This window comes from Catenulispora sp. GAS73, assembly GCF_041262085.1.
Classification (GTDB): Bacteria; Actinomycetota; Actinomycetes; order Streptomycetales; family Catenulisporaceae; genus Catenulispora.
In genome coordinates this window covers 58,572-82,283 of sequence record NZ_JBGCCM010000021.1, presented here as the reverse complement: position 1 = coordinate 82,283, position 23,712 = coordinate 58,572, and the positions used below count along the sequence as shown (strand labels likewise).

The window sequence follows — 23,712 nt, the reverse complement described above, 5'->3', positions numbered from 1 at the left end:
TCGGGGACGGGTGTTTCCGAGCCGTTCGACCTCTCGGGGTATCCGGCCGACGCTCTCAAGTGACTACTTCGAGCCCTCACCGCGTCGGCCAAATTACCTACATCCCAATGCGGCGCGTCTGCCATCATCGTGCACACGCCACGGACCCCGCCGACCCGGCGAACGGATTGTCGGCACCTGTCCATAGGCTCTGTGTCAGAACAAATCAGATTCACGACATGCGCTCCGCATGGGGGGAACCATCATGGCCACGAAACTCAGCCAGATCATCGCCATCGAGAAGGGCGTCAAGAGCAAGTCCTACGCCGAACTCACCCAGGCCCACCACGACGTCCAGAAGCAGCCCCTGCTCACCGGGCTGAGCCGCACCTACCAGGCCAAGGACGAGGACGGCGAGCAGCTGCCGCCGGAGTCCACACGCGTGCAGGTCAAGGCCGAGGACGTGCTGCACCAGATCGCTGCCGGCCTGACCCGGCTGTTCGACGTCACCGCCACCAAGGACTGGGCGAACTGCGTGGCGCGCGCCGACGTCGTCGTCGAGGGCCGCACGCTGCTGCGCGACGTGCCGGTGTCCTACCTGCTGTTCCTGGAGAAGCAGCTCGCCGACCTGAACACCTTCGTCAAGAAGCTGCCGGTGCTGGACGCCGCCGAGTCCTGGACCGCCGACCCCTCCACGGACTGGTACCGCACCGAGCCGGTGCGCACGCTGCGCACCAAGAAGGTGCCGCGCAACCACGTGAAGGCCGAGGCCACCGACAAGCACCCGGCGCAGGTCGAGGTCTACTACGAGGACATCACCGTCGGCTACTGGACGCAGACGAAGTTCTCCGGCGCGCTGCCCGCGCAGCGGGTCAACGAGCTCGTGGAGCGCGTGGAGAAGCTGAGCCAGGCGGTGAAGTTCGCCCGCGAGGAGGCGAACACCTTCGAGGTCAGCGACCAGCGGGTCGGCGAGGCGGTATTCGGTTACCTCTTCGCCTGAGGTTTCGCTAGGATCAGCGGCGAGCGACCAAGCTTAATGTGACGCCTGAAACTGACGAACACTGTGACAGTGGGGGTTCGAATCCCTCTCTCCGCCAAACCGTGCGGAGGTAGCCCAAGCAGGTAGAGGCAGCAGTGATGAAGCTCAGACTCTCGCTCCAAGCTTAGCCCTCGCCGTCCATCGCCGGATCGACCGGAAGCGGGTCCAACACCGAGGTTGCAGGTTCGAGCCCTGTTCCCTGCTCTCTCATGCGGGGATAGCTCAATAGGAAGAGCGCGGTGCCTCAGACTTACCCGCTTTCTTAAACGCCATCGGCGTGCGCACTACGACGGCACCACACCTTCTAAGTGTGGAGGGGCCCAGGGCGGGCAAAACCCTGGGCCTCGCCCTTTTTCTGAAGTACAGGTATCTGCGGCGGTTTCAGCATGTGCGCCCCTTACTCCACGGCGGGGCCCGCGTATTCCCGCCCTTCGGCCTCGGCCAGCTTGCGCCCGGCGTTGAGCTGGAACGGGCTGATCCCTCCAGCATCCCACGGCCCGACGCTGCCGGCCGTGACCGCTTCCTCACTCTTGGGCGGCAGCAGCAGCTCCTGCCGCAGCACCGCCACCGGCTTGTCGGCGACCGCGAACCAGTCGGTCGCCATGAAGTCGTTGCTGCCCGCGCACAGGGCCGCGCGGCGCAGCGCGTCGCCGAAGCGCACCGCCATGCCCGGCTGGGACAGGTGCCCGCGGTCGGCCTGAAACAGGCCGGCGCCGGCGGCCAGGGCGCCGGTCTCGAACAGGCTCACCACCATGGCCAGCAACGAGAACGCGTGCAGGTCGTCGTTCGCGCGGGCGATGAAGGCGAAGATCTCGATCTCTGATTCGACCCGGGTCCCGTAGTCGGCCAGGATGTGGACCCAGTCGTGCTGGGCCAGCAGCGGCGGGGCGGAGCCCGGGGAGCCGGGGAAGGCGAAGCCGCGCGTCTTGTAGAAGTCGTATACGCCCCGTCCGAGCGTCCCGGCCGGCAGCTCCCCGAGCGAGGCCCAGCGGGCGGCCAGTGCCGGATCGTCCTCGACCGGAGTCCACGGCCCGGTCAGCGCGCCGTCGCCGACGTGCAGCTGCTGGGTGTGGTGGACGTCGAAGTCGTGCAGATACCCGTTGCGGTCGAAGTCGATCGCGGCCAGCCGGCGCCCGGAGTCGGCGTGGCCGAGCAGCACGTCCTCCAGATCGTCGTGGACCGACAGCTCCGCGGCGAACTCCGCGACCCGGCCGGCCACCTCCGGCGGCAGCGGGTCCAGCACCAGCTCGGCGGTGACCATCGTCTGCACGATCCGGCCCCGGAACGCCGCGTTGCGCCGGTGCAGGTCCTCGGCCAGATCCCGCGCGCCGTAAGGCTTGTCGGCCAGCTCGGCCTGTACCGCCAGCGGATCGATGTCGAACCCGGTCAGCGAGTGGAACATCGCCGCCAGCAGCGTCTGCTGCAGACCGGTCAGCCCGCCCCGCGGAGCGACGGCGGAGATGACGCCGCGCGCCACGCAGGCGACCTCGGCGGCGTCCGGCGGCAGCAACAGGACGGAGGCGTCGTCGGGCAGGGGGACGGGCATGCGGCGCTGCCTTCCGGGTGCGGGCGGGCTCGGGCAGCTCATTGTTACGCGCCGCGGACGTCTGCGGGGAGATCGCGAGGAGATCATGGGCAGATCGCCGCATCGTTGCTTGTCAACGCCGTCCACTCCCCGAAATACATTGCGAACCCGCTCGCGTTCTCCGTACGTTCGCGACATTGGTCTAGACCCAAAGGGGTGGGGCGCCTTGACGACGGCGACCTGTGACGTCCGGCTGCCCGCGCACCCGCGCCTGTGGAACCGCGACTTCCGGCTGTACTTCACCGCGCGCCTGGTCTCGCTCCTGGGCGACGCCATGCTCCCGGTCGCCCTGCTCTACGGCGTCGTCAGCCTCGGCTACGGCACCACCGGCGTCGGACTCGTGCTGGCCGCGCAGGTGCTGCCGTTCGCGGCGTTCGTGCTGTTCGGCGGAGTGCTCGCCGACCGGTTCACGCCGCAGCGGATGATGGTCGGCGCCGACGCCGCACGGTTCGTGCTGCAGGCGGTCACCGCGACCGCGTTCGCCGTCGGACATCCGTCGCTGTGGCTGCTGATGGGCCTGTCCGGGCTGTCCGGGGTGGGGACCGCGGCGTTCCAGCCGGGGCTCGCCAGCGTCATCACACAGGTGTCCGGGGACTTACAGCGCGCCAACGCCGTCACGCGCGTCGCCGAGGCCATGGCCACGCTCGGCGGACCGGCGATCGCCGGACTGCTCATCGCGGTGTCCGGGGTGCCGGTGGTGCTGGCCGCCGACTCCGCGACATTCGCGATCAGCGGCATCTGCCTGCTGATGCTGCGGCTGGCACCGGTGGCCCGGCCCGCGAGCCGCGAATCCACCTGGCGCAACCTCGTCGAGGGCTGGTACGAGTTCCGGACCCGGACCTGGATGCCGTCGGTCATCCTGGCGTGGATCGTGCTGGGCATCACGGTGTGGGGCCCGATCCGGCCGCTCGCCACGATCCTGGTCACCGGCCGGCACGGAGCCTCCGGGCTCGGGCTCATGTGGACCGGGTTCGGCGCCGGCGGCGTGATCGGCGGGCTGGCCGGCGTGCGCTTCCGCCCGCGGCACCCGCTGCGCGTCGGCGCCGTCGGACTGGTCGCCTGGTCGGCCTGGCCGCTGACGCTGGCCGCCGGGCTGTCGCTGCCGATGGTGTGCGCCGGGGCGGCGCTCGGCGGCGCGACCACCGCGTTCTGGGGCGTGATGTGGTCCACCAGCGTGCAGACCCACATCCCGGCCGCCGTGCTCAACCGCATCTCCGCCTACGAGATCGCCGGCTCGCTGATCGCGTTCCCGATCGGGCAGGCGCTCGCCGGCCCGGTGAGCGACGCGGTCGGTACCGGGGTTGCCCTCTATGCGTCCGCCGCGTTCCTGATCGCGGTGCTGATCGCGATGCTGTGCGTGCCGGCGGTGCGCAATCTCGGGGCGCGCGCGGCGGAAAATGAGAGTCGGCCGGAGCCTGCACGGCGGTAGCGTCCGGCTATGACCGAAGTTCAGGGTACATATACGAAAGAGTTCTCGGCGGTCGCCGACGCGCTGTCCGAACTGCTCGACACGCAGGACATCGGGGCCTCGGCGGCGATCTTCCTGAACGGCGAGCCGGTGGTCGACATCTGGGGCGGGCACGTGGATGCCGAGCGGACGGTCGCGTGGGAGCGCGACACGATCGTGAACGTCATGTCCTCGACCAAGCCGACCACGGCCCTGTGCGCGCTGATCCTCGCCGATCGTGGCGAGCTCGACCTTTCAGCGCCTGTGTCGACCTACTGGCCGGAGTTCGCGGCGGCCGGCAAAGAGAACGTCCTGGTGCGGCATCTGCTGTCGCACACCGCCGGGCTCCCCGACTGGCCGGGGAAGCTGGTCGCCGAGGACTTGTACGACTGGGCCGCCGTCACCGATCTGCTGGCCGGGCTGCCGACGCAGTGGGAACCGGGGACGGCGGCGGGGTACCACTCGATCACGTTCGGGTTCCTCGTCGGCGAGGTCGTACGGCGGGTCACCGGACGCGGTATCGGGCGCTTCCTCGCCGAGGAAGTCGCCGGGCCCCTCGGCGCCGACTTCCACATCGGGCTCGACGCTCAGCACGACGCGCGGATCGCACGCTTGTATCCGCCGCCGTCGCAGACTGATGATTTCGCCTCCAGCGGCCCCGACTACGACTCGACCGGCGGCATCCGGGTCAAGGACGCGAACACGGAGGCGTGGCGGCGTGCGGAGATCCCGGCGGCCAACGGATTCGGGAACGCGCGTGGGATCGCTCGTATCCAGTCGGTTCTGAGCAACGGCGGGGTTGCCGGGGGAGTGCGACTGTTGTCCGAGAAGGGGTGCGAGCCGGCGTGGCATGTGGAGTACGCCGGGCAGGACCGGGTGTTGGGGCAGCCGGCCAGCTACGGCGCGGGGTTCGGGGTGTTCGGCAACACGTTCGGCTGGGGCGGCTGGGGCGGGTCGCTGGTGATGAACGACCACGTGTCGGGGTTGACGGTCGCCTACGCGATGAACCAGATGCTCGACCCGCGGGCGGGTGAGGACAGCCGCGGCTTGAACATCGTCGCGGCTGCCTACGAGGGGCTGCGCTGACAGCGTCGGCTGTTTGTTGTTTGCCGTTCGCCGTTCGTGGTTAGTGCTTGCCGTTTGCTGTTCGCTGCCAGTCGTCAGTTCACGTCGACGACGTCGCCGCCGGTCACCCGCACCAGCTCCGCGAACGTGATCGCGAAGACGGTGTGCGCGTGGCCCGCGGCGGCCCAGACCTCCGGATACGTCTCCAGAGTCCGGTCGATCAGCGTACGCACCGGCACCGGGTGGCCGAGCGGGGCGACGCCGCCGATGCGCTGGCCGGTGTGCTCGTGGACGAACTCCTTCGTGGCCCGCCCGACCTTCGCCACGCCCAGGTCCGCGGCCACCTTCGTGGTGTCCACGCGGTGCGCCCCGCTGGTCAGCACCAGCAGCGGCGCGCCGTCGGCCTCGAACACCAGGCTGTTGGCGATCGCGCCGACCTCGCAGCCGACCTGGTCGGCGGCGGCCTGCGCGTTCGGCGCGGACTCCGGCAGGACCACCACCTTCGGCTCGAAGCCCTTCGCCCGCAGTTCCTTCTCCACGGCCTGCACGGCCGGATGGTCAGCGATCCGTTCCATGCCGGGATATTAATCCGGGGCGGCGCGGAAGTCCGGCACAATACGCGGCATGGAAACGCTTGATCGTGTCGTGGAGCCCACGGAGATCGTGGCGGGCCGCTACCAGCTGCGTCCGCCGTCCTTGCGCGACGTCCCCGACATGATGGAGATGTCCCGCGACCCCGACGTCGCGCTGTGGAACCCCATCGACTCCGGCGCCGACGAGGAGACCGCGCACGCCTGGGCCGTGCGGTACGCGGACTGGGACGGCGGGCGCAGCCCGGTGTTCGGCGTGTACGAGGCCGTCGAGGGGCGCCTGCTGGGCCTGGTGTCGCTGCACAAGATCGACTTCGATCTGTCGTCCGGCGAGCTGGGATACCGCGTCGCGCCCCGGGCCCGAGGCCGCGGCATCGCGACGACGGCGCTCCGCACAGTCAGCGACTGGGCCTTCGGCGCCCTGGAGCTGACACGGCTGCAGCTGATCCACGCGGTGGAGAACGCCGCGTCCTGCCGCGTGGCGGAGAAAAGCGGGTTCCTACCCGAAGGTACGACGCGCAGCTCGTACCGCTACGGCGACGGGGAGCTGCACGACGAGCACATCCACGGACGGCTGGTCGGGGACCCGGTGCCGGGGCGCTGAGCTCATCCAGAGGTGAGCACGCCGAACGAGCAGCTACTCAAGGCCGCGCGAGAGTTGTGGACGGACATCGCCGCAGCTCCGGTCACGTTCCCGGACCGGGGGATCAGCGTCGTCGCCTCGGCCGGGTCACGAATGTGCCCACCGGGGTGGGTCGGGCTCGTGGTGCTCGGGGACACCGGGATCGCCACGACTCCCGACGAGGCGACCGCGCACGCCATGCACACGCGCCTGGCCGAATGCACGCCGCAGCGGCTCTACCGCAGTGGCGTGCGCGGGTGCTGGCTTCGCTGTGGGTGGCGCGGGCGTTGGGGTTCGAGGATGTCGGTGTGCAGATCAGGTCGCGGCTGGGCTGACGCCTGACTCAGCCAGCCAGCCAGCCGGACAGCCGAGCCGCCGCCCCCGCCACCCCACCGCCGCCACCTACATCCCCCAATCCAGCGCCGGCGGCATCACGCCCTCCCAAGCCAGCAGCCACTCCTTCGTCCGAAGCCCGCCGCCGAAGCCGCCGAGGCCGTCGGCGGCGAGCACCCGGTGGCAGGGGACGACGATCGGCAGCGGGTTGCTGCCCATGATCCCGCCGACCGCCTGGGAGGCCGTCACGCCGGCGCCGGAGCCCTTCGCCAGGTCGCCGTAGGTCACCGTTTCGCCGAAGGGGACCTCGGCCAGGAGCTTGAGCACCGTCAGGCGCAGCCCGTTCACGCCGTACCAGTCCAGGGCGATGTCGAAGGTCGTGCGGGTGCCGTCGAAGTACTCCGTCAACTGCAGGAGTGCCTCGTCGAGCTGGGCCTGGGCGATGCGGTCGTCTTTGGCGTCCTTGGCGGTCTTGGCCTTTTCCTCTTCCTCGTCCTCTTCCTCAATGGCTCTGGGCGACGGGCTCTGGCCGCGATCGATCGGGAACTGCACCACACGTAAGCCGCGGGTGGTCGTCCCGACGGTGAGCGTTCCGATCGGGGTGTCCAGCGACGCGGTCTGCATGCAAACATTGTGCCAACCGGGGCCGACAACCCGGTGCGACTTTCAGGAGGACGGCATGCCCAAGGCCACCGCGAACGGCGTCGAGCTCGAATACGACACCTTCGGCGACCCGAGCGCCCCGCCGTTGGTGCTGATCATGGGCTTGAGCACCCAGATGACGGCGTGGCCGGAGCCCTTCTGCCAGTCCATCGCCGACGCCGGGTTCCACGTCGTCCGCTTCGACAACCGCGACTGCGGCCTGTCCACCATCCTGGACGTCCCGCCGCCCAGCTTCGGCGACCTGCTCGCCGGCGACACCTCCGGTGTCCCCTACCTGATGTCCGACCTCGCCGACGACGTCGCCGGCCTGCTTGACGCGCTCGGCTTCCCGGACGCGCACATCGTCGGGCTGTCCATGGGCGGCATGATCGCCCAGCAGTTCGCCATCGACCACCCGGGCCGCCTGCGCACGCTGTGCTCCATCATGTCCACCACCGGCGCCCCCGACGTCGGCCAGCCCGCCGCCGAGGTCCTGATGATCCTGCTGAGCCCGGCGGCGACCAACCGCGAAGAAGCGGTCGACCGCGGGCAGAAGATGTTCGAGACCGTCGGCTCCCCGGCGTACCCGACGCCGACCGAGGACCTGCGGGCCCGCATCGGCGAGGCGTACGACCGCTCCTTCACGCCCGAGGGCTCGGCCCGCCAGCTCGCCTGCATCGTCGCCTCGCCGGACCGCACCGCGGCGCTGTCGGCCGTCAACGTCCCCAGCGCCGTCATCCACGGCGACGCGGACAAGCTCGTCGACGTCAGCGGCGGCCGCGCCACCGCCGCCGCGCTCGGCGTCTCGCCGCTGATCATCCCCGGCGCCGGCCACGATCTGCCCGAGGAACTGTGGCCGACGTACGTCGAGGCGATCGTCGCGAACGCCCAGAAAGCCGGCTGAGCAGCCGGCAACGCGCGCACACGCCAGCTGAACCAAGCACCGGCACGCGCCGCCGCGCACCCCGGATTCGGCCGGTCCCGAATCCGGAGCACCGCGGCGATCTCCTGTGTACAACTGAGCCATGGAACTTCTGGATCATCTCTCCGAGGCCGACCGCCAGCGCGTCCTGGGCCGCCTGAACAGCAACCTCATGGTCTGGCTGACCACCGTGCGTCCCGACGGCCAGCCGGTCAGCGTGCCGGTGTGGTTCCTGGCCCGGGAGGACGGAAGCATCCTCATCTACAGCCGTGCGAACAAGGCCAAGCTCGCCAACATCGCGTCCAACCCGAAGGTGAGCCTGGGCCTGGACGTCACGGACATCGGCCGCAACATCGTGCGCCTGGAGGGCGTGGCACGCCACGACCCGAGCCTGCCGCCGGCGCACGAGCACCCCGCGTTCCTCGCCAAGTACATCGAGCGCATGGGCGCGATGTTCGACACGCCCGAGAGCTTCGGCGAACAGTTCACCGCCGGTCTGGTGATCGAGCCGACCAAGGTGTACGTCGGTTAGTCCGGCCTGGCGCTCGTCGCCCTGCGTCCAGCGCTTGTCGCCTTGCCCCAGCGCCTAGCGCCTAGCGCCTACCGCCTATCGCCCGTCGCCTCAGAATCAGGCGTCTCCCGAACCACCACGTAGTACAACTGCTTGTGCTGCACCCCGGCCTCCATCGCGGCGACCGCGGCCTCGGCGTCGGCACGCTCGGCGTGTCCTGACACCAGGAACCGGTTCCCGTTGTCGTCCTGACGCCAGACCTCGAACCCGCTCACGCCGCACGCCCCCAACCGGCGTCCCACACGTCGCCGGCGCGCGCCAGGCGGTCGCGGTACTCGATCCGCTCGGGCCAGTCCGAAGGAAAGGCCTCGATCCCGTGGCGGGCGCCCAGAAACGCGCCCGCCAGGGCCGCGATCGAGTCCGAGTCGCCGCCGGTGGCCGCGGCACGGCCGAGGGCGCGCACCGGTTCGTCCGGGTACATCAGGAAGCAGAGAAGTGCGGTGGCCAGCGCTTCCTCCGCGATCCAGCCCTCGCCGGTATAGCCGCAGGGGTCCAGAGCCGGGTCCGGGTTCTCCGCCGCCTTGGCCAGCACGCCGAGAACCATGCCGCACTCGACCCATCCGTGTTCGATGAACTCCTCCGGGGAGTCGCGCAGCGGGACGCGCCACAGGTCCTCGCCGAGCCAGTCGCCGTGGTAGACCCGGCGCTGCTCCTGGCAGCGTTCACGCAGGGCCGGGACGAGGTCCGCCGGTGCCATGCCCTGCAGGAGCCAGCGCGTGGCGAAGGCGGTCAGGTCCGAGGCGGCCAGGGCGGTCGCGTGGCCGTGAGTCAGGGCCGCCTGGAGTTGCGCGGCGCCTGCGACGGTCGTCTCCGGGACGTGCGGCAGCAGGCCGATCGGCGTCACTCGCATGTTCGCGCCGCACCCCTTCGAGCCGCGCTGGCTCGCCTCCGGCCACGGCACGCCGTTGCCCAGGTGGCCGCAGGCACGCAGGCAGGTCATGCCCGGCGCGCGGTTGTTGTCCGGGGACTTGGCCCAGGCCAGGAAGTGTTCGATCAGCGAGCTGGTGAGGGGTTCGACCGCCAGGTCGGAGCCCTCCGGCTGCTCCAGCAGGGCCTCGGCGACAGCCAGCGCCATCTGCGTGTCGTCGGTGACGTAGCCGCCCTGCGACAGGTCTGTCGGGCCGGCCGGACCGTAGAGCCGCACGATCTCCTCGAAGCGCTGGAACTCCGTGGGCTTGCCGATGCTGTCCCCGAACGCCAGCCCGAACATCGAACCGGTCGCTGTCATATGATCCCTCCCCGGTGGCATGATCGTGCCAGTCTGCCAGCTACAGTGCCGGTCTATGACCGAGTCCTTGATCCTTCGTGACGCCACCGCCGCCGACCTGCCCGAGATCGTCGCCATGCTCGCCGACGACAAGCTGGGCTCCACGCGGGAGGACCCCGAGGACCTGGCGCCCTACCTCGCGGCGTTCGCAGAGCTCGAAGCCGACCCGAACCAGCGCCTGATCGTCGCCGAGCGGGACGGGACAGCCGTCGGCACGTTCCAGCTGAGCTTCATCCCCGGCGTCGCGCAGCGCGGCCTGAAGCGCGCCATGATCGAGAGCGTGCGCGTCGCCACCACCGAGCGCGGCGGCGGGCTCGGCACCCAGATGATGCTGTGGGCCGTCGACCAGGCGCGGCAGGCCGGCTGTCGGCAGGTGCAGCTGACGTCGAACGTCGGCCGGCCCGACGCGCACCGGTTCTACGAGCGGCTCGGGTTCGTTCCATCGCACGTGGGGTTCAAGCTCAAGCTGGGCTGATCCACGGGCGCCAGACTCGCCGGACCCGCCAGGCCTGCCAGACCTCACCCGGCTCCCCGTGCCTGGCGCCGCTTATCCCTCGCGGGTGCTTCGAATCGATGTACCTCCGCCCGGAGGTACATCGGTAACGAGCAGCCGGAGGTACATCGGTAACGGGGTACCTCGCCGCCGAGGTACCCCGGTAGCGAGGTATATCGATTCGAGGTATCTCAGCCCGCGAGCCCCCGGGCCCGCAGCATCGGCTCCACCTCCGGCGCGCGCCCCCGGAACTCCGCGAACGCCGCCATCAGGTCCACACTCCCGCCGCGCGAGAGCACCGCGCGCCGGAACGCCTCGCCGCTCTCGCGGATCGAGCGCCCCTGCGACACGCCCTCCTTGAACCAGTCGACCGTGTCCTTGTCCAGGACCTCGCTCCACAAGTACGAGTAGTAGCCGGCGCAGTAGCCGTTGGGCCAGATGTGCGCGAAGTAGCTCGTCCGGTACCGCGACGGGATCTCCGGGACCAGCAGCCCGTACCGTGTGAGCGCCGCGGCCTCGAACTCCTTGGCGTCGCCCGGGTCCGTGCCGGCCGGCAGCGTGTGCCAGGCCCAGTCCAGCATCACCGCGCCGAGGATCTCCACGGTCGCGAAGCCCTGCCCGAACTTCTCCGCCTCGGCCATCCGCTCCAGCAGGTCCGCCGGCACCGGCTCGCCGGTGCGGTAGTGCTTGGCGTAGTTGGCCAGCACCTCCGGCCATTCCGCCCACATCTCGTTCACCTGCGAGGGGTACTCGACGAAGTCGCGCGGCGTGTTCGTACCGGAGAACGTCGGGTGCTCCACGTCGGAGAACAGGCCGTGCAGCGTGTGCCCGAACTCGTGGAACAGCGTGCGGACCTCGTCCCAGGTCAGCAGCGTGGGCTCGCCGGCCGGCGGCTTGGCCACGTTCAGGTTGTTCACCACGACCGGCGCCTGCCCGAGCAGCCGCGACTGGTCGACGTAGGTCGTCATCCACGCCCCGCCGCGCTTGGAGCCCCGGGCGTAGAAGTCGCCGAGGAACAGCCCCATCCCGGTGCCGTCGGCGTCGAACACCTCCCAGATCCGCACGTCCGGGTGGTGGGCGACGAGGTCCGGACGCGCCTCGAAGGTGATCCCGTAGACCAGCTCCGCGGCGTGGAACACGCCGTCGATCAGCACGCTGTCCAGCTCCAGGTACGGACGCAGGGCCTCGGAGTCGACGTCGTACTCGGCCAGACGCACCTTCTCGGAGTAGTACGTCCAGTCCCACGCCTCAAGGCTCTGCCCCGCCGGCAGGTGCGCCCGCAGCGCCTCGGCCTCCTTGGCCGCGTTGGCCACTGCGGTCGGGATCAGCCGCGCCATCAGGTCCTCGACCGCCGCGGTGGTCTTGGCCGTCCGGTCCTGGACCGCGTACTCGGCGTACGACCCGAAGCCCAACAGCGCCGCACGCTCGGCCCGCAGCGTCGCCATCTGCACCGCGATCGGCCCGTTGGTCTCCCACGCCCGCTCCAGCGACGCCTCCAGCAGCGCGCGCCGCGCCTCCCGGTCGTCCAGCGAGGCTAGCTGCGTCTGGTTGGAGAAGTTCTTCAGCGAGATGACGTACTTTCCGGGCAGCCCGACCGCCTCGCCGTTCTCCTTCGCCGCCGCCACCGCGTCCGCCGACAGCCCCGCCAGCTGCTCGGCGGAGTCGAACACCTGCTGCCCGGCCTTGTTCGCGGCCAGCAGGTTCCGGTCGAAGTCCGTCGACAGCGCCGCCAGCTGCTCGTTGAGCTCCTTGAGCCGGTCCTTGTCCGCCGGCGAGAGCTTCGCCCCGCCCCGGACGAAGCCGAGGTGGATCTTCTCCAGCAGGCGCAGCTCGACGTCGGTCAGCCCCAGGCTCGCCCGGCGCTCGTAGAGGTCGTCGATCCGTGCGAACAACGCCGCGTCCAGATTGATCGTGTCCATGTGCGCGGCCCAGCGCGGGCTGATCTCCTGCTCGATCGCCTGCAGGGCGTCGGAGGTGTCGGAGGACGTCTGCGGGAAGAACACCGCCCGGACCCGGTGCAGCAGCGTGCCGGCGCGCTCCATGGCGACGATCGTGTTCTCGAACGTCGCCGGCTCCGGGTTCTCGGCGATCGTCTTGATCTCGGCCAGGTGCTCGGCGAAGCCCGCGTCGAACGCCGGGAGGTAGTGCTCCTCCCGGATGTCCGCGAAGGGCGGCAGCTCGTAGGGCAGCGTGCTGGCGACGTAAAACGGATTCTCGGTGGTCACGCTCCCGACTCTAACGCTCGGTCGGTAGCGGGCCGAGAGCGGTTTGGTCGTTACCTCTGCTCTGCGTGGTCGGGCGACGGTGGCGGCGACGGCGGCGCTGGGGCTGTTGCCGCCGGGCTTGCCGCGCCGCCGGCACCGCGCAGGTGGCCGAAGATCAGACTGGTCTCGGTGTGCCCGACCGCCGGGTGAGTCGTCAGGTGCTCCAGGACGAAGTCACGCAGCGCGTCGGAGTCGGCGACGGCGATGTGCAACAAGTAGTCGTCGGCGCCGGCGACGTGCCAGACCCCGACGACGTCCGGCAGCCCCGGCACGTCCCGGATGAACTCCTGCACGCGCTCGCGCGTGTGCGCCCGCAGCCGTACCGCGATCATCGCCTGCAGCCCCCGCCCCAGCGCCGTCGGGTCGATGTCGGCGTGGAAGCCACGGATCACCCCGCGCTCCCGCAGGGTCCGGATCCGCGCCAGGCACGTCGACGGCGCGATGCCCACCGCATCGGCGATGGCGTTGTTCGGGGTGCGCGCGTCGGCCGCCAGCACCGCCAGGATCGCGCGGTCGGTGTCGTCCAGGACCGGCCTGGGAGCTCGCAGATCGTTCGGCATACCGCTCAGTGTTACCGATGACACTGAATCTTTCAACGATCGGTGCGACAGATGCAGAATCTTGTTCGCGATACTTTCCATCTCACCGATGTATATTCAACAATGACCGCATGCTCCCCGCCTCCGCGCTCCCCGACACCATCGCCGTCCACGCCGGCCGGGACGACTTGAATGCCCTCGGCGTCCACGTCCCCCCGATCGACCTGTCGACCACCAACCCGCTGCCGAACGTCGGCGTCGGCGGCGACAGCTACGAGACGCTGGCCACCGGCGGCACCCCGATCAGCGGCGGCAGCCACGTCTACCAGCGGCTGTGGAACCCGACGACCGCGCGCTTCGAGGAAGCACTGGCGCGGATGGAGAACACCGAGGCCGCGGTCGCGTTCGCCTCCGGCATGGCCGCGATCACCGCGTGCCTGCTGGCCGCGGCGGCCGAGGGCAAGCGGCACATCGTGGCCGTGCGGCCGCTCTACGGCGGCAGCGACCACCTGCTGGCCAGCGGTCTGCTGGGCACGGAGGTCACGTGGGCCGCCGCCGACGGCATCGCCGCCGCGCTCCGCCCCGACACCGGCCTGGTGATCCTGGAGACGCCGGCGAACCCCACGCTGGAGCTGCTGGACCTGGCGCGCGTCGCCGAGCAGTGCGGCGACGTCCCGCTGCTGGTGGACAACACGTTCGCGACGCCAGTGCTGCAGAAGCCGGCCGACTTCGGCGCGACGCTGGTCGTGCACAGCGCCACGAAGTACCTCGGAGGCCACGGCGACGTCCTGGCCGGCGCGGTCGCGACCACGGCGGCGTGGGCCGAGCGGCTGCGCCCGGTCCGCGCCATCACCGGCTCGGTGCTGCACCCGCTGTCGTCGTACCTCCTGCACCGCGGCCTGCAGACCCTGCCGCTGCGCGTCCGGCACCAGTCGCAGAACGCCGAGAAACTGGTCGACCGCCTGCTGGCCAACCCGGCCGTCGAGCGCGTGTACTACCCGGGGCTGACCGAGTGCGACCCGCAGCACCTTGTGGGACGGCAGATGACCGGCCCCGGCGCGGTGTTCGCGATGGCGGTGCGCGGCGGCTACGACGCGGCGGCGCGCGCGGCGGACTCGGTGCGGTTGATCACGCACGCGGTGTCGCTCGGCGGCGTGGACACGCTGATCCAGCACCCGGCTTCCCTCACGCACCGGCCGGTCGCCGCGGACGCCAAGCCGCACGGTTCGGTGCTGCGGGTCTCGGTGGGACTGGAGGACCCGGAGGACCTGTACGCGGACCTGGAGCGTGCGCTGCGGTCTTAAGGGTCTGGTTGGGCCGCCGGTCGGACGCCTGGTGGGACGTCGGTCGCAGAGCCGCGAGCACTCTCCGGGCGTCCCGTCCCGACGCGGCGCCGGAACGCTCACGCCTCCTCTGGCCAAGCACGCCGCGCCATCATCAGTAGCACCAGCGCCGCGATGTTCCACGCGTCGTCGGCGCCGCAGTGATGCCGGCCCTCCAACGGGAGCCGCGCGACGTCCAGTGCCCGATGCATGCCGACGCCCTTCGGCCAGCCGTTGGCGAAGGCGAACTGCTGTTTGGCGTTGGTGTGCGTGGCGGCGAAGGGGTAGCGCACGGCAGTGGCGTCGCATTGGCGCTGGAACTGCTTGCGGTCGTAGTCGCCCCAGCTCGCCCACGGCCGCGAATCGGCGCAGTGCTGCCGGCGCAGCTGATCGCAGGCCTCGCCGAAGGTCACTCCGGTGTCGACCTGCTCCTGCGTCAGGCCCGTGAGCTCCGTGCAGAACTCGCTCACCGTCGAACGCTCCGGCCGCACCATGATCTGGTGCTTCTCGACCCGGACGCGTTCCCGGACGTCGACGACCGTGAGGCCGATCTCGATGATCTCGGACACCTGGCCCGGTGGTGGCTTGCCGACCCAGCACGTAGCCTCCACATCGACCACGTTCAAGTACCGCCCGTACGTCTCCATGCCGGGCAGGGTAGATCCGCACGGGCACGGTGCGCTGCCGATTATTCGCCGGCCGCGCGCTGAAACACCGGGGAAACGACGCGGTTCTAACCTGCGGTGATGACCGCGCCGATCTGGCCCGCGCCCATCGGGATCGTCCCCATGACGGCCGCCCACGCCGCCGACGTCCTGCGCATCTACCAACACGGCATCGACGAGGGGAACGCCACGTTCGAGACGGCCGCGCCGGCCTGGGACGTGTTCGACGCCGGGAAGATGGCCGAGCACCGCTTCGTGGCGCTGGACGCGAATGTGACAGTTGGAGCCAAGCCCGCGGTACTCGGCTACGTCGCCGTCTCCGCCATCTCGAAACGTGCCTGCTACGCAGGCGTCGTCGAACTCACCGTCTACGTCGCGCCCGAAGCACGCTGCCGAGGCGTCGGCAACAGCCTGCTCAGCACCCTGATCGAGTCCACCGAGGCGGCAGGGATCTGGACCATCAACGCAGGAATCTTCCCGGAGAACACCGCGAGCCTCGCCCTGCACCAGCGCCACGGCTTCCGCGTCCTAGGACGACAGGAGCGCATCGGCAAGACGGCCGCCGGAGTCTGGCGAGACGTGGTGCTCCTCGAACGCCGCAGCCCGGTCGTCGAGTAGCTGCACGCTTGTTACACCGACCCTTACCGTGTTGATATCTTCCACGCGCATGCTGGTCTCACCATCACGCAGGAACTGGGAGAGCAGCGCCGTGAGATTCGTCGACATCGAGGTGACCGGTACGGGCAGCTCGATCAACCCCCTGGCCTATCTGGACCAGCTGGCCGACCTCGCCCCGCAGCTCCCGCCCGGCGCCCGGGCCTTCGCCACCGACCCGGACCACTACGACTTCCACGGTGACCGCTGTGTCAAGGACCTGAAGATCGAGCAGCTGCGCTTCGGTGCTGACGACGACGGTGCCACCTTCGAGATCCACTTCCGTCACAACTGCTGGAAGCACGAGGAAGACCTGCGCATCACCTACCGCCGCCTGTCCGCCCTCACGCTGGGCAACGACCCGGACGACAAGTGGGGCGGCCAGATCGTCATCCTCGACGAGGTCCTCCCGCACGAGCGCGGATGCAGCCACGAGATCGCCTGCCACACCGGCACGCTGACCATCGTGTGCGGGGACCTGGACGCGGCATGGGTTCCAGCTGACTGCCCCGAGCCGGAGTAGCAGGACCCGCAGGCGTACGTCGCCCCCAAGCACGAGTAACGGCACGAAGTCCCGACCCCTAAGCGTCGGCCGCGTACACCTCCACCCCCTCCACGAACGTTCGAAGCACCCGCGCCTCACCGATCTCCCACGCGGACCCCTCAAACGGATCCCGATCTAACACCACCAGGTCGGCCAGCTTCCCAACCTCGACCGAGCCGGTCACATCATCCAACTGATTCACATACGCCGACCCCGCCGTATAAGCAGCGATCGCCTGCCCCAACTCCAGGCGCTCCGACGGGTAGAACACCTTCCGTGCCGCGAACTCCTCTGCCGACAGTCCCGGCTCCACCCGGTTCACCGCCGTATGAATCCCCCACAGCGGGTTCGGCGACGTCACCGACCAGTCCGACCCCGCCGCGATCGTCGCCCCCGCACGGCTCAAGGACCCGAACGGGTACTGCCACCCGGCCCGCTCCTTACCCAAGAACGGGATCGTCAGCTCGTCCATCGTCGGCTCGTGCGTTGCCCACAGCGGCTGGATGTTCGCCGTCGCGCCGAGTCGGCGGAAGCGCTGGACGTCGTCCGGGTGCACGACCTGTAGGTGTGCGAGGTGGTGGCGTCCGCCGGGGCCGTTCGCGGCGCGCGCCGCCTCCAGCGCGTCCAGGGCGTTGCGCACGGCGCGATCGCCGAGCGCGTGGAAGTGGACCTGGAAGCCGGCGGCGTCGAGCTCGGCGACGTACGTCTTCAGCTTGTCCGGATCGATGAAGTCCAGGCCGGCGTTGTCGGTGGCGCAGCCGCAGCCGTCCAGATACGGGTTCAGCAGCGCGGCGGTGTGGTTCTCGGCGACACCGTCGAGCATCATCTTCACGGTCCTCGCACGGAAGCGCCCCGCCCCGGCCGCCTCGGCCGTCTCGCGCCGCTCCCGGAACAGCTCCAGCTGCTCCAACCCGCCCTCGCGCTCCCACCACAGCGCCCCGGCGACCCGTGCGGTCAGAGCACCGGAGGCCGCAGCGTCCAGGTAGGTCTCGAACACGTCGCCGATTCCCAGCCCGCCGCCGACCCACGCGTCCTGCCATGCGGTGATCCCGAACGAGTGCAGGTACGCCTGCCCGGCCAGCAGCCCGTCGGCCATCTCCTCGGCGGTCGGAATCGGCAGATGAGCGTTGACGAGCGCCATCGCACCTTCTTGCAGGCATCCGTTGGGCTCGCCGTCGGCGTCGCGTTCGATCCGGCCGTCGAACGGGTCCCGTGTGTCGCGCGTGATGCCGCAGACCTCCAGCGCCTTGCTGTTGACCCACATGCCGTGGACGTCACGGTTCGGCAGGGCCACCGGCCGGTCCGGGACCACGGCGTCCAGCAGGTCTTTCGTCGGCATGCCGCCAGGGAAGGCGTCCATGCTCCAGCCGCCGCCGCGGATCCATGCGGCCTGCGGGTTGCGCGCCGCGTAGTCGGCGACAGCGGCCACGAACTCCTCGGCTGTGTGCAGCTCGTGCAGGTCGCACTGGCGCAGCGTCGTACCACCGAGGACCGGGTGCACGTGCGCGTCCTGGAAACCCGGGAGCAGGAGCTTGCCGGCCAGGTCCACGACCTCGGTGTCCGGGCCGATCAGGTCCTTCACGTCCGCGTGCCGGCCGACCGCGCTTATCCGGCCGCCGGCGACCGCCACCGCGCTGGCCCAGGAGCGTGCGGCGTCGACCGTGTAGCACGGGCCGCCGGTGAAGACGAGGTCTGCGAACGGCGATCGGGACACCGGTCCTCCAAGGTGGCTGAACAGAGGGGTCAACCAGAAGTCTGGTCCGCGCCGGCCCGCGGCGACATTGCCAACGTGGCTGGCGCTGCCTCCGAATCACGTCACAGTGCTGGGACGCGACCGTCGAATTCGAACACACACTCGGGGTGCGGCCCGGCTCCCGCCACCTGACCGGAGTACCACACCCAGCGTTCTGAAGTGCGGCGTGGAAATACGGGTGTTACGAACTATGTGGGGATCTGCCCCGTCACCGCATCGATGGAGGAACCTACATGGGACCGAGACTCGCACTATCGGTCGACTGGGGCTCGGGCATCACCAACGCCTGGACCTCGGTCACAAGAATCATCCCGAAGCTGATCGCGTTCGCCGTGATCATGTTCGTCGGCTGGCTGATCTGCAAGGCGATCGCCAAGGTGCTGGACGCGGTACTCCGTCGGATCGGTGTCGAGCGCATGGCCGAGCGGGCCGGCGCCGGCCGGTTCCTGTCCAACTCCAAGTGGGACACCACCGCGATCCTGGTGAAGGTCGTGTACTACGGCCTGCTGCTGGTGTTCTTGCAGTTGGCGTTGGGCGTCTTCGGGCCGAACCCGATCAGTACCATGATCCACAGCGTCGTGGCCTGGATCCCCAAGGCGATCGTCGCACTGGTGATCGTCGTCGTGGCGATGTGGCTGGCCAACGTGGCCAAGGAGTTCATCTCCAACATCCTGTCCGCGGCCTCCTACGGCAAGGTGCTGGGCTGGGTGGCGTGGGCGTTCATCGCGTTCTTCGGCGCCATCGCGGCGCTGGCCCAGATCGGGGTCGCCACGTTCGTTCTGGGGCCGATCCTCAACGCGGTGCTGTTCACCTTGGCGGGCGTCGCGATCGTCGGCGTCGGCGGCGGCCTGATCCAACCGATGCGGTCCCGCTGGGAGCGCATGCTGACCAAGGCCGAGTCCGAGACCACGCGGGTCCAGGCCTCGGTGCAGCAGAACGCGCTGGCCTACCAGAAGGGCCGCGCCGACGCCCGCGCCGGGCAGCCCGCGACCGAGACGCAGTCGCAGATGCCGTACGGCCGGGAGCCCGGCACGACCGCGTGAGGTTCCGGCGTCAGCGCACGGCTGACCTGGTGACGTCAGCGGACCGCTGACGCGGCGACGCCAGGGTGCGGGTCCGGTGAGTTCGGTCCCGCACCCTGGCGCTTCTGGCTGCGCAGCGGCACCTCCTTCAGCGCCAGCGCGGCCAGGAACGCGACGGCGCAGACCAGGCCGGCGATCAGGAAGATCAGGTGCGAGCCGTTCGCGGCCCCTTGCATGGCCGAGGCCTGGTGGCTGACCTGCTGGCCGACCTGGCGGCTGACCTGGCGGTTGTAGAGCGAGCCGAAGACCGCCACGCCGATCGACCCGCCGACGGTGCGGAACAGGTTCAGGCTTGCCGAGGCGGCGCCCATGTCACGCATCTCGACGCTGTTCTGCGCGATGGTCGTGACCATCTGCATCTGCCCGCCGAGCCCGATGCCGACGACGGCCATGTAAAGGCTCGTGGTCGTACGGGAGGTGGAGACGTCCATGGTCGACAGCAGGATCAGTCCGACCGCCATCAGCGCCGCGCCGACGACCGGGAAAATCTTGTACTTGCCGGTCGCGGACATGTAGCGCCCGCCGATCTGGGACACGATGACGATCGGGATCATCAGCGGGAGCAGGAGCAGCCCGGAGCTGGTGGCCGTGGCGTGCTGCACGCTCTGCTGGAACAGCGGGAGGTAGAGCGTGGCGCCGAACATGACCACGCCGGAGGCCGTGATCAGGGCTATGGCGAGCGGGAAATTGCGCTGGCCGGTGAACACCCGCGGCGGGAGGACCGGTTCGGGGGAGCGGCGCTCGACCGCGATGAAGGCTGCGACGCCGGCCGCCGCGAGCGCGAAGAGCCCGAGGACCTGCCAGGACGCCCACGTGTACGTGGTGCCGGCCCAGTTCGCCGCCAGCGTGATGGACGTGATCACCAAGGTGAGCAGGCTGATGCCGGGCCAGTCGATCCGGGCCTGGCGGCGCAGGCGCGGCAGGTCGAGCATGACCTGGCACCAGACCAGGGCGAGCAGGCCGAGCGGCAGGTTGATGTAGAACGCCCAGCGCCAGCCGAAGTGCCCGGTGACGAAGCCGCCGAGCAAGGGCCCGCCGATGGTGCCGATCGCCATGACCGAGGCGGTCATGCCCTGGTAGCGGCCGCGCTCCCGGGGCGGCACGAGCGCGGCGATGAGCGCGAACGCCCCCGCGCCGATGCCGCCGGCGCCGATGCCCTGGAAAGCGCGGGCCGCGATGAGCCAGCTCATCGACTGTGCGGCGCCGGACAGCGCGGAGCCGGCCAGGAACAGGACGATCGAGACCAGGTAGGTGTGCTTGCGGCCGTACAGGTCGCCGAGCTTGCCCCAGACCGGGGTCGAGGCCGCGGTGGCCAGGGTGTAGGCGACGACGACCCAGGACAGGTGGTCGAAGCCGCCGAGGTCGCGGACGATCGTCGGCATCGAGGTGCCCACGACCGTGTTGTCGAGCATCGAGAGCAGCATCGCGAGCATGACGCCCAGCAGGGCCCAGCGGACGTGGCGCGGGGCGGCGGGGTCGGGGTTCGTGGTCATGGGCTCAGAAAAGCACACTCATTTCAAAAGTGCAACGAGTCAACTTTGCCATCGAGTCCACCGTGGTCGTAGGATGGCAGCATGAGCGGTGGTGGCGCGGGATCTGGGCGGATTGAGCGGTCTGAGCAGGTGGAGCGGCCTGAGCGGCCTGAGCCGCCGGGGCGGCGCGAGCGGAAGAAGGCGGCCACGCGGCAGGCCATCGCCGACGCCGCGCTGGCCCTGTTCCTTGAGCGCGGCTACGACCAGGTGTCGATCCGCGAGATCGCGGACGCCGCCGACGTCTCGACGACGACGCTGTTCAAGCACTTCAGCGGCAAGGAGGCGCTGGTCTTCGACGAGGACGCGCAGATCGAGGCGCGGCTGGTGGCCGCCGTGCGCGACCGGGAGGCGGGAACGTCGATCCCGCAGGCGTTGCGTGCGCTCACGCTGGAGCGTCTGAAGTTCCCGACCGAGGACGAGGCCTTCGCCGCGTACACGCGCCTGGTGGAGAGCACGCCGGTGCTGCGCGAGTATTGGCACCGGATGTGGATGCGCCACGAGGGAGCACTGGCGGCGGCCATCGCCGCCGAGGTCGGGGCGGCGCCGGACGACGCGGCGTCTGCTGTGCTCGCGCACTTCGCGCTGGAGACCGCGTCACTGGCTCGTGCGAGTAAGGACCCGAAGGGGACGGTCGATGTGGCGTTCGCCGTTCTGGAGAGCGGTTGGGCCGGAGTCGAGGCCGGGTCTGGGTCCGGGGTCGGCGTCGGAGTTGGTGCGGGCGGATAGCTCCGGCAGGTGTGTGGCTAGCTGTCGCCGTCGCCGTCGAAGCACAGGCAGAACGGATGTCCGGCCGGGTCGATGAGCACGCGTACGTTCTCCTGCGGCTGATGCGAGGCGAGCGTCGCGCCCAGCTCGATGGCCTCGGCGACGGCCTCGTCCAGGTCGCCGACCTGGAAGTCGAAGTGCATCATCGGGCGCTGCTCGCCGTCGGCCGGCGGCCACACCGGCGCGCGGAAGCCCTCGGCCTGCTGGAACACGAAGTACGGGCCCTCCGGGGCAGGGGCGACGATGGCCGTCCCCGGCTCCTCGTGCCCGATCGGCCAGCCGAGCAGCTGGGAGTAGAAGCGCGCGAGGGCGGCGGGGTCAGGCGCCTCGATCGCGGTGCCCCACCACATGCCGGAACGTCGGGATCGCATGCTTGATCCTGTCTGATCAAGCCCTGCTCCGCCACAGGGTAATTCCCTGCGGGAACGCCTTACGGAGGACGTCAGAACGCCAGCAGGTTCTGCTCGCGCACCAGCCAGCAGATGGCGGTCAGGCGCAGCGTGGCGAAGTCGTAGCCGACGGGCTCCTGCCAGCCGGTCTCGGTCAGCACGTCGTTGAAGCCGAGCACGTAGTCGCTCAGCTCCTCGCGCCCGACCGTGCGCTGCGCCGGGATCGGGACCGGCGTGCCGGGCGCGTCGAGGCTGAGGGTGTCGCAGACCGCCGCCGCGTGCTGGTCGATCGCCGCGAGCAGGCCCGGGTCGAAGGCGAACTCGGCCAGGCGCGGCATGAACGCGGCCACGACGCCGGCCAGAGGGGAGGCCATCGGGGGCGCGTCGTCGTACGGCGGGAAGTCCATGCGTTGACGGTAAAGTACCAGGTCATAGCACGTCAAAGGAAACTTTGCTGGGTGACGGGATGGGTGCCGACGGTAGCTGAAAACAGCGGCTTCACCCCGGCACCCGGCGCGCTCAGTCCTCGGGGGTGGTGTCCTTGACTGCGGTCGCTGCTGCTGTCGTCGCGGCTGCCTTGTCCGGCTCCGGCTCGGGCTCAGTCTTTGCCGCCTCGGGCTCGGAATCCGGCTGGGACTTGGAGGTCGTCTCGGGCTCGGCCCTGAGCTCTGCCTCGGAGGTGGTCTCGGACTCGGCCTTCAGCTCTGCCTCGGAGGTGGTCTCGGGCCCGGCCTTCAGCTCTGCCTCGGAGGTGGTCTCGGGCCCGGCCTTCAGCTCTGCCTCGGAGGTGGTCTCGGGCCCGGCCTTCAGTTCCGCCCCGGGGGCTGTCTCCGGCTCGGCCTTCGTTTCGGGCTCCGCCTTCAGCTCAGGCTTTGCCTCGACTGTCGACTTTGCCTCCGGCTCCGCCTTCTTCTCGCCGTCACCGTCGTCCTCGCCGCGGCCGCGCGCGTCCATCTCGGCCGCCTGCTCCAGCGTCGGTGCGGTGCCGCCGAGGTGCGCCGGCAGCCACCACGAGTCTGCGGGGCCCGAGGGCTTGTCCGGGTACGTCGACTGCGCCTCGTCGAGGAGTGCGCTCAGGCGGGCGTGCAGTTCGGCCGACAGCTCGGCGGAGTTCTGGCCCTTCTTCGGGTACATCGGCTCGCCGACCAGGACGGTGATCGGCACGTGCCGCTGCCACAGCCGGCGCGGCCGGCCCTTCGTCCACAGCCGCTGCGTGCCCCAGAGCACCACCGGGATCAGCGGCACGTCCGCGGCCTGCGCCATCCGCACGGCGCCGTTCTTCAGATCCTTGATCATGAAGGAGCGGCTGATCGTGGCCTCGCCGAACACGCCCACGACTTCACCGGACTTCAGGCACTCCAGGGCCTGGCGGTAAGACGACAGGCCGGCCTCGCGGTCCACCGGGATGTGCCGCATGCCCCGCATCAACGGCCCGGAGATCCGGTTGTCGAAGACCTCCTTCTTGGCCATGAACCGCACTCGGCGGCCCGACGGCAGTGCCGCCGCCCCGGCGAAGATGAAGTCCAGGTAGCTGATGTGGTTACTGGCCAGCACCGCCCCGCCGCTGCGCGGGATTCGGTCGGCTCCGTGCACGTCGACCTTGAGGTCGAGCGCTCGGAAAGCACCCTTCATAGCCCGGATCACCGGG

General features: G+C 69.9%; 25 protein-coding genes and 1 pseudogene. 13 read left to right on the top strand and 13 right to left on the bottom strand.

The genetic code is table 11. The features are described 5' to 3' along the window. Positions 1–244 precede the first annotated feature (244 nt). Positions 245–979, top strand: coding sequence for a hypothetical protein (locus ABH935_RS29475; protein ID WP_370381191.1), 735 nt, complete (start codon positions 245–247; stop codon positions 977–979). 436 nt (positions 980–1,415) lie between these two features. Here ABH935_RS29475 and ABH935_RS29470 read toward each other — a convergent pair whose 3' ends face one another. Next, on the bottom strand, positions 1,416–2,564 hold the full coding sequence (locus ABH935_RS29470; RefSeq protein WP_370381190.1) for a hypothetical protein: 1,149 nt from the start codon (positions 2,562–2,564) through the stop codon (positions 1,416–1,418). Positions 2,565–2,769: 205 nt separating this feature from the next. Between ABH935_RS29470 and ABH935_RS29465 the strand changes: the two genes are divergently transcribed. Both ABH935_RS29465 and ABH935_RS29460 read left to right on the top strand, forming a co-directional pair. After that, the gene (locus ABH935_RS29465; protein WP_370381189.1) at positions 2,770–4,032 is read left to right on the top strand and encodes an MFS transporter; all 1,263 of its coding nucleotides are present in this window, start codon (positions 2,770–2,772) and stop codon (positions 4,030–4,032) included. Between the two features lie 9 nt (positions 4,033–4,041). Beyond that, on the top strand, positions 4,042–5,136 hold the full coding sequence (locus ABH935_RS29460; protein WP_370381188.1) for a serine hydrolase domain-containing protein: 1,095 nt from the start codon (positions 4,042–4,044) through the stop codon (positions 5,134–5,136). 74 nt (positions 5,137–5,210) lie between these two features. Here ABH935_RS29460 and ABH935_RS29455 read toward each other — a convergent pair whose 3' ends face one another. Further along, the gene (locus ABH935_RS29455) at positions 5,211–5,690 is read right to left on the bottom strand and encodes a YbaK/EbsC family protein (protein WP_370381187.1); all 480 of its coding nucleotides are present in this window, start codon (positions 5,688–5,690) and stop codon (positions 5,211–5,213) included. A gap of 49 nt (positions 5,691–5,739) precedes the next feature. Between ABH935_RS29455 and ABH935_RS29450 the strand changes: the two genes are divergently transcribed. Both ABH935_RS29450 and ABH935_RS29445 read left to right on the top strand, forming a co-directional pair. Further along, complete coding sequence (locus ABH935_RS29450) at positions 5,740–6,309, top strand: GNAT family N-acetyltransferase (protein ID WP_370381186.1); 570 nt, start codon at positions 5,740–5,742, stop codon at positions 6,307–6,309. A 12-nt stretch (positions 6,310–6,321) separates the two neighbouring features. Then, positions 6,322–6,669 carry a hypothetical protein gene (locus ABH935_RS29445; protein WP_370381185.1) on the top strand — a complete coding sequence of 116 codons (348 nt, stop codon included), beginning with the start codon at positions 6,322–6,324 and terminating at the stop codon, positions 6,667–6,669. Between the two features lie 60 nt (positions 6,670–6,729). Here the strand turns inward: ABH935_RS29445 and ABH935_RS29440 are convergent, their stop codons facing one another. Continuing rightward, positions 6,730–7,284: a methylated-DNA--[protein]-cysteine S-methyltransferase gene (locus ABH935_RS29440; protein WP_370381184.1), complete on the bottom strand. Its 555-nt coding sequence runs from the start codon at positions 7,282–7,284 to the stop codon at positions 6,730–6,732. A gap of 55 nt (positions 7,285–7,339) precedes the next feature. Between ABH935_RS29440 and ABH935_RS29435 the strand changes: the two genes are divergently transcribed. Further along, positions 7,340–8,206, top strand: coding sequence for an alpha/beta fold hydrolase (locus ABH935_RS29435; RefSeq protein ID WP_370381183.1), 867 nt, complete (start codon positions 7,340–7,342; stop codon positions 8,204–8,206). Between the two features lie 121 nt (positions 8,207–8,327). Continuing rightward, a complete protein-coding gene (locus tag ABH935_RS29430; RefSeq protein WP_370381182.1) occupies positions 8,328–8,756 on the top strand; it encodes a pyridoxamine 5'-phosphate oxidase family protein in 429 nt (142 codons plus the stop codon). Between the two features lie 68 nt (positions 8,757–8,824). Here the strand turns inward: ABH935_RS29430 and ABH935_RS29425 are convergent, their stop codons facing one another. Both ABH935_RS29425 and ABH935_RS29420 read right to left on the bottom strand, forming a co-directional pair. Continuing rightward, positions 8,825–9,010: a hypothetical protein gene (locus ABH935_RS29425; RefSeq protein WP_370381181.1), complete on the bottom strand. Its 186-nt coding sequence runs from the start codon at positions 9,008–9,010 to the stop codon at positions 8,825–8,827. Next, complete coding sequence (locus ABH935_RS29420) at positions 9,007–10,023, bottom strand: ADP-ribosylglycohydrolase family protein (protein ID WP_370381180.1); 1,017 nt, start codon at positions 10,021–10,023, stop codon at positions 9,007–9,009. The genes ABH935_RS29425 and ABH935_RS29420 overlap by 4 nt, the downstream gene beginning before the upstream one ends. Positions 10,024–10,078: 55 nt before the next feature. Between ABH935_RS29420 and ABH935_RS29415 the strand changes: the two genes are divergently transcribed. After that, complete coding sequence (locus ABH935_RS29415; RefSeq protein WP_370381179.1) at positions 10,079–10,537, top strand: N-acetyltransferase family protein; 459 nt, start codon at positions 10,079–10,081, stop codon at positions 10,535–10,537. A gap of 209 nt (positions 10,538–10,746) precedes the next feature. Here the strand turns inward: ABH935_RS29415 and ABH935_RS29410 are convergent, their stop codons facing one another. Then, a complete protein-coding gene (locus ABH935_RS29410; protein WP_370381178.1) occupies positions 10,747–12,780 on the bottom strand; it encodes a M3 family metallopeptidase in 2,034 nt (677 codons plus the stop codon). A 50-nt stretch (positions 12,781–12,830) separates the two neighbouring features. Next, positions 12,831–13,379, bottom strand: a complete 549-nt coding sequence (locus ABH935_RS29405) for an Lrp/AsnC family transcriptional regulator (protein WP_370381177.1) — start codon at positions 13,377–13,379, stop codon at positions 12,831–12,833. Between the two features lie 110 nt (positions 13,380–13,489). On the opposite strand from ABH935_RS29405, the gene ABH935_RS29400 reads away from it, so the two are divergent. Continuing rightward, positions 13,490–14,662: a PLP-dependent aspartate aminotransferase family protein gene (locus tag ABH935_RS29400; RefSeq protein WP_370381176.1), complete on the top strand. Its 1,173-nt coding sequence runs from the start codon at positions 13,490–13,492 to the stop codon at positions 14,660–14,662. A gap of 98 nt (positions 14,663–14,760) precedes the next feature. On the opposite strand, the gene ABH935_RS29395 is transcribed toward ABH935_RS29400, so the two are convergent. Then, positions 14,761–15,327 carry an exonuclease domain-containing protein gene (locus ABH935_RS29395; RefSeq protein ID WP_370381175.1) on the bottom strand — a complete coding sequence of 189 codons (567 nt, stop codon included), beginning with the start codon at positions 15,325–15,327 and terminating at the stop codon, positions 14,761–14,763. A gap of 99 nt (positions 15,328–15,426) precedes the next feature. Between ABH935_RS29395 and ABH935_RS29390 the strand changes: the two genes are divergently transcribed. Next, complete coding sequence (locus ABH935_RS29390; protein WP_370381174.1) at positions 15,427–15,963, top strand: N-acetyltransferase family protein; 537 nt, start codon at positions 15,427–15,429, stop codon at positions 15,961–15,963. Positions 15,964–16,054: 91 nt separating this feature from the next. Continuing rightward, positions 16,055–16,522: a hypothetical protein gene (locus tag ABH935_RS29385; protein WP_370381173.1), complete on the top strand. Its 468-nt coding sequence runs from the start codon at positions 16,055–16,057 to the stop codon at positions 16,520–16,522. A gap of 58 nt (positions 16,523–16,580) precedes the next feature. Here the strand turns inward: ABH935_RS29385 and ABH935_RS29380 are convergent, their stop codons facing one another. Beyond that, a complete protein-coding gene (locus tag ABH935_RS29380; RefSeq protein WP_370381172.1) occupies positions 16,581–18,257 on the bottom strand; it encodes an amidohydrolase in 1,677 nt (558 codons plus the stop codon). 272 nt (positions 18,258–18,529) lie between these two features. On the opposite strand from ABH935_RS29380, the gene ABH935_RS29375 reads away from it, so the two are divergent. Further along, a complete protein-coding gene (locus ABH935_RS29375; protein ID WP_370355128.1) occupies positions 18,530–19,339 on the top strand; it encodes a hypothetical protein in 810 nt (269 codons plus the stop codon). Positions 19,340–19,374: 35 nt separating this feature from the next. On the opposite strand, the gene ABH935_RS29370 is transcribed toward ABH935_RS29375, so the two are convergent. Continuing rightward, positions 19,375–20,871, bottom strand: a complete 1,497-nt coding sequence (locus ABH935_RS29370; RefSeq protein ID WP_370381171.1) for an MDR family MFS transporter — start codon at positions 20,869–20,871, stop codon at positions 19,375–19,377. Positions 20,872–20,952: 81 nt separating this feature from the next. Here ABH935_RS29370 and ABH935_RS29365 point away from each other — a divergent pair, with 81 nt between their 5' ends. Continuing rightward, the gene (locus ABH935_RS29365; RefSeq protein ID WP_370381170.1) at positions 20,953–21,636 is read left to right on the top strand and encodes a TetR/AcrR family transcriptional regulator; all 684 of its coding nucleotides are present in this window, start codon (positions 20,953–20,955) and stop codon (positions 21,634–21,636) included. 17 nt (positions 21,637–21,653) lie between these two features. Here the strand turns inward: ABH935_RS29365 and ABH935_RS29360 are convergent, their stop codons facing one another. The 3 genes and pseudogenes from ABH935_RS29360 to ABH935_RS29350 all read right to left on the bottom strand — a co-directional run. Continuing rightward, positions 21,654–22,046, bottom strand: coding sequence for a VOC family protein (locus ABH935_RS29360; protein WP_370381169.1), 393 nt, complete (start codon positions 22,044–22,046; stop codon positions 21,654–21,656). A 71-nt stretch (positions 22,047–22,117) separates the two neighbouring features. Continuing rightward, the gene (locus tag ABH935_RS29355; protein WP_370381168.1) at positions 22,118–22,471 is read right to left on the bottom strand and encodes a DUF6401 family natural product biosynthesis protein; all 354 of its coding nucleotides are present in this window, start codon (positions 22,469–22,471) and stop codon (positions 22,118–22,120) included. A gap of 535 nt (positions 22,472–23,006) precedes the next feature. Next, a pseudogene (locus tag ABH935_RS29350) lies at positions 23,007–23,696 on the bottom strand (lysophospholipid acyltransferase family protein); the annotation flags it as partial. Positions 23,697–23,712 lie beyond the last annotated feature (16 nt).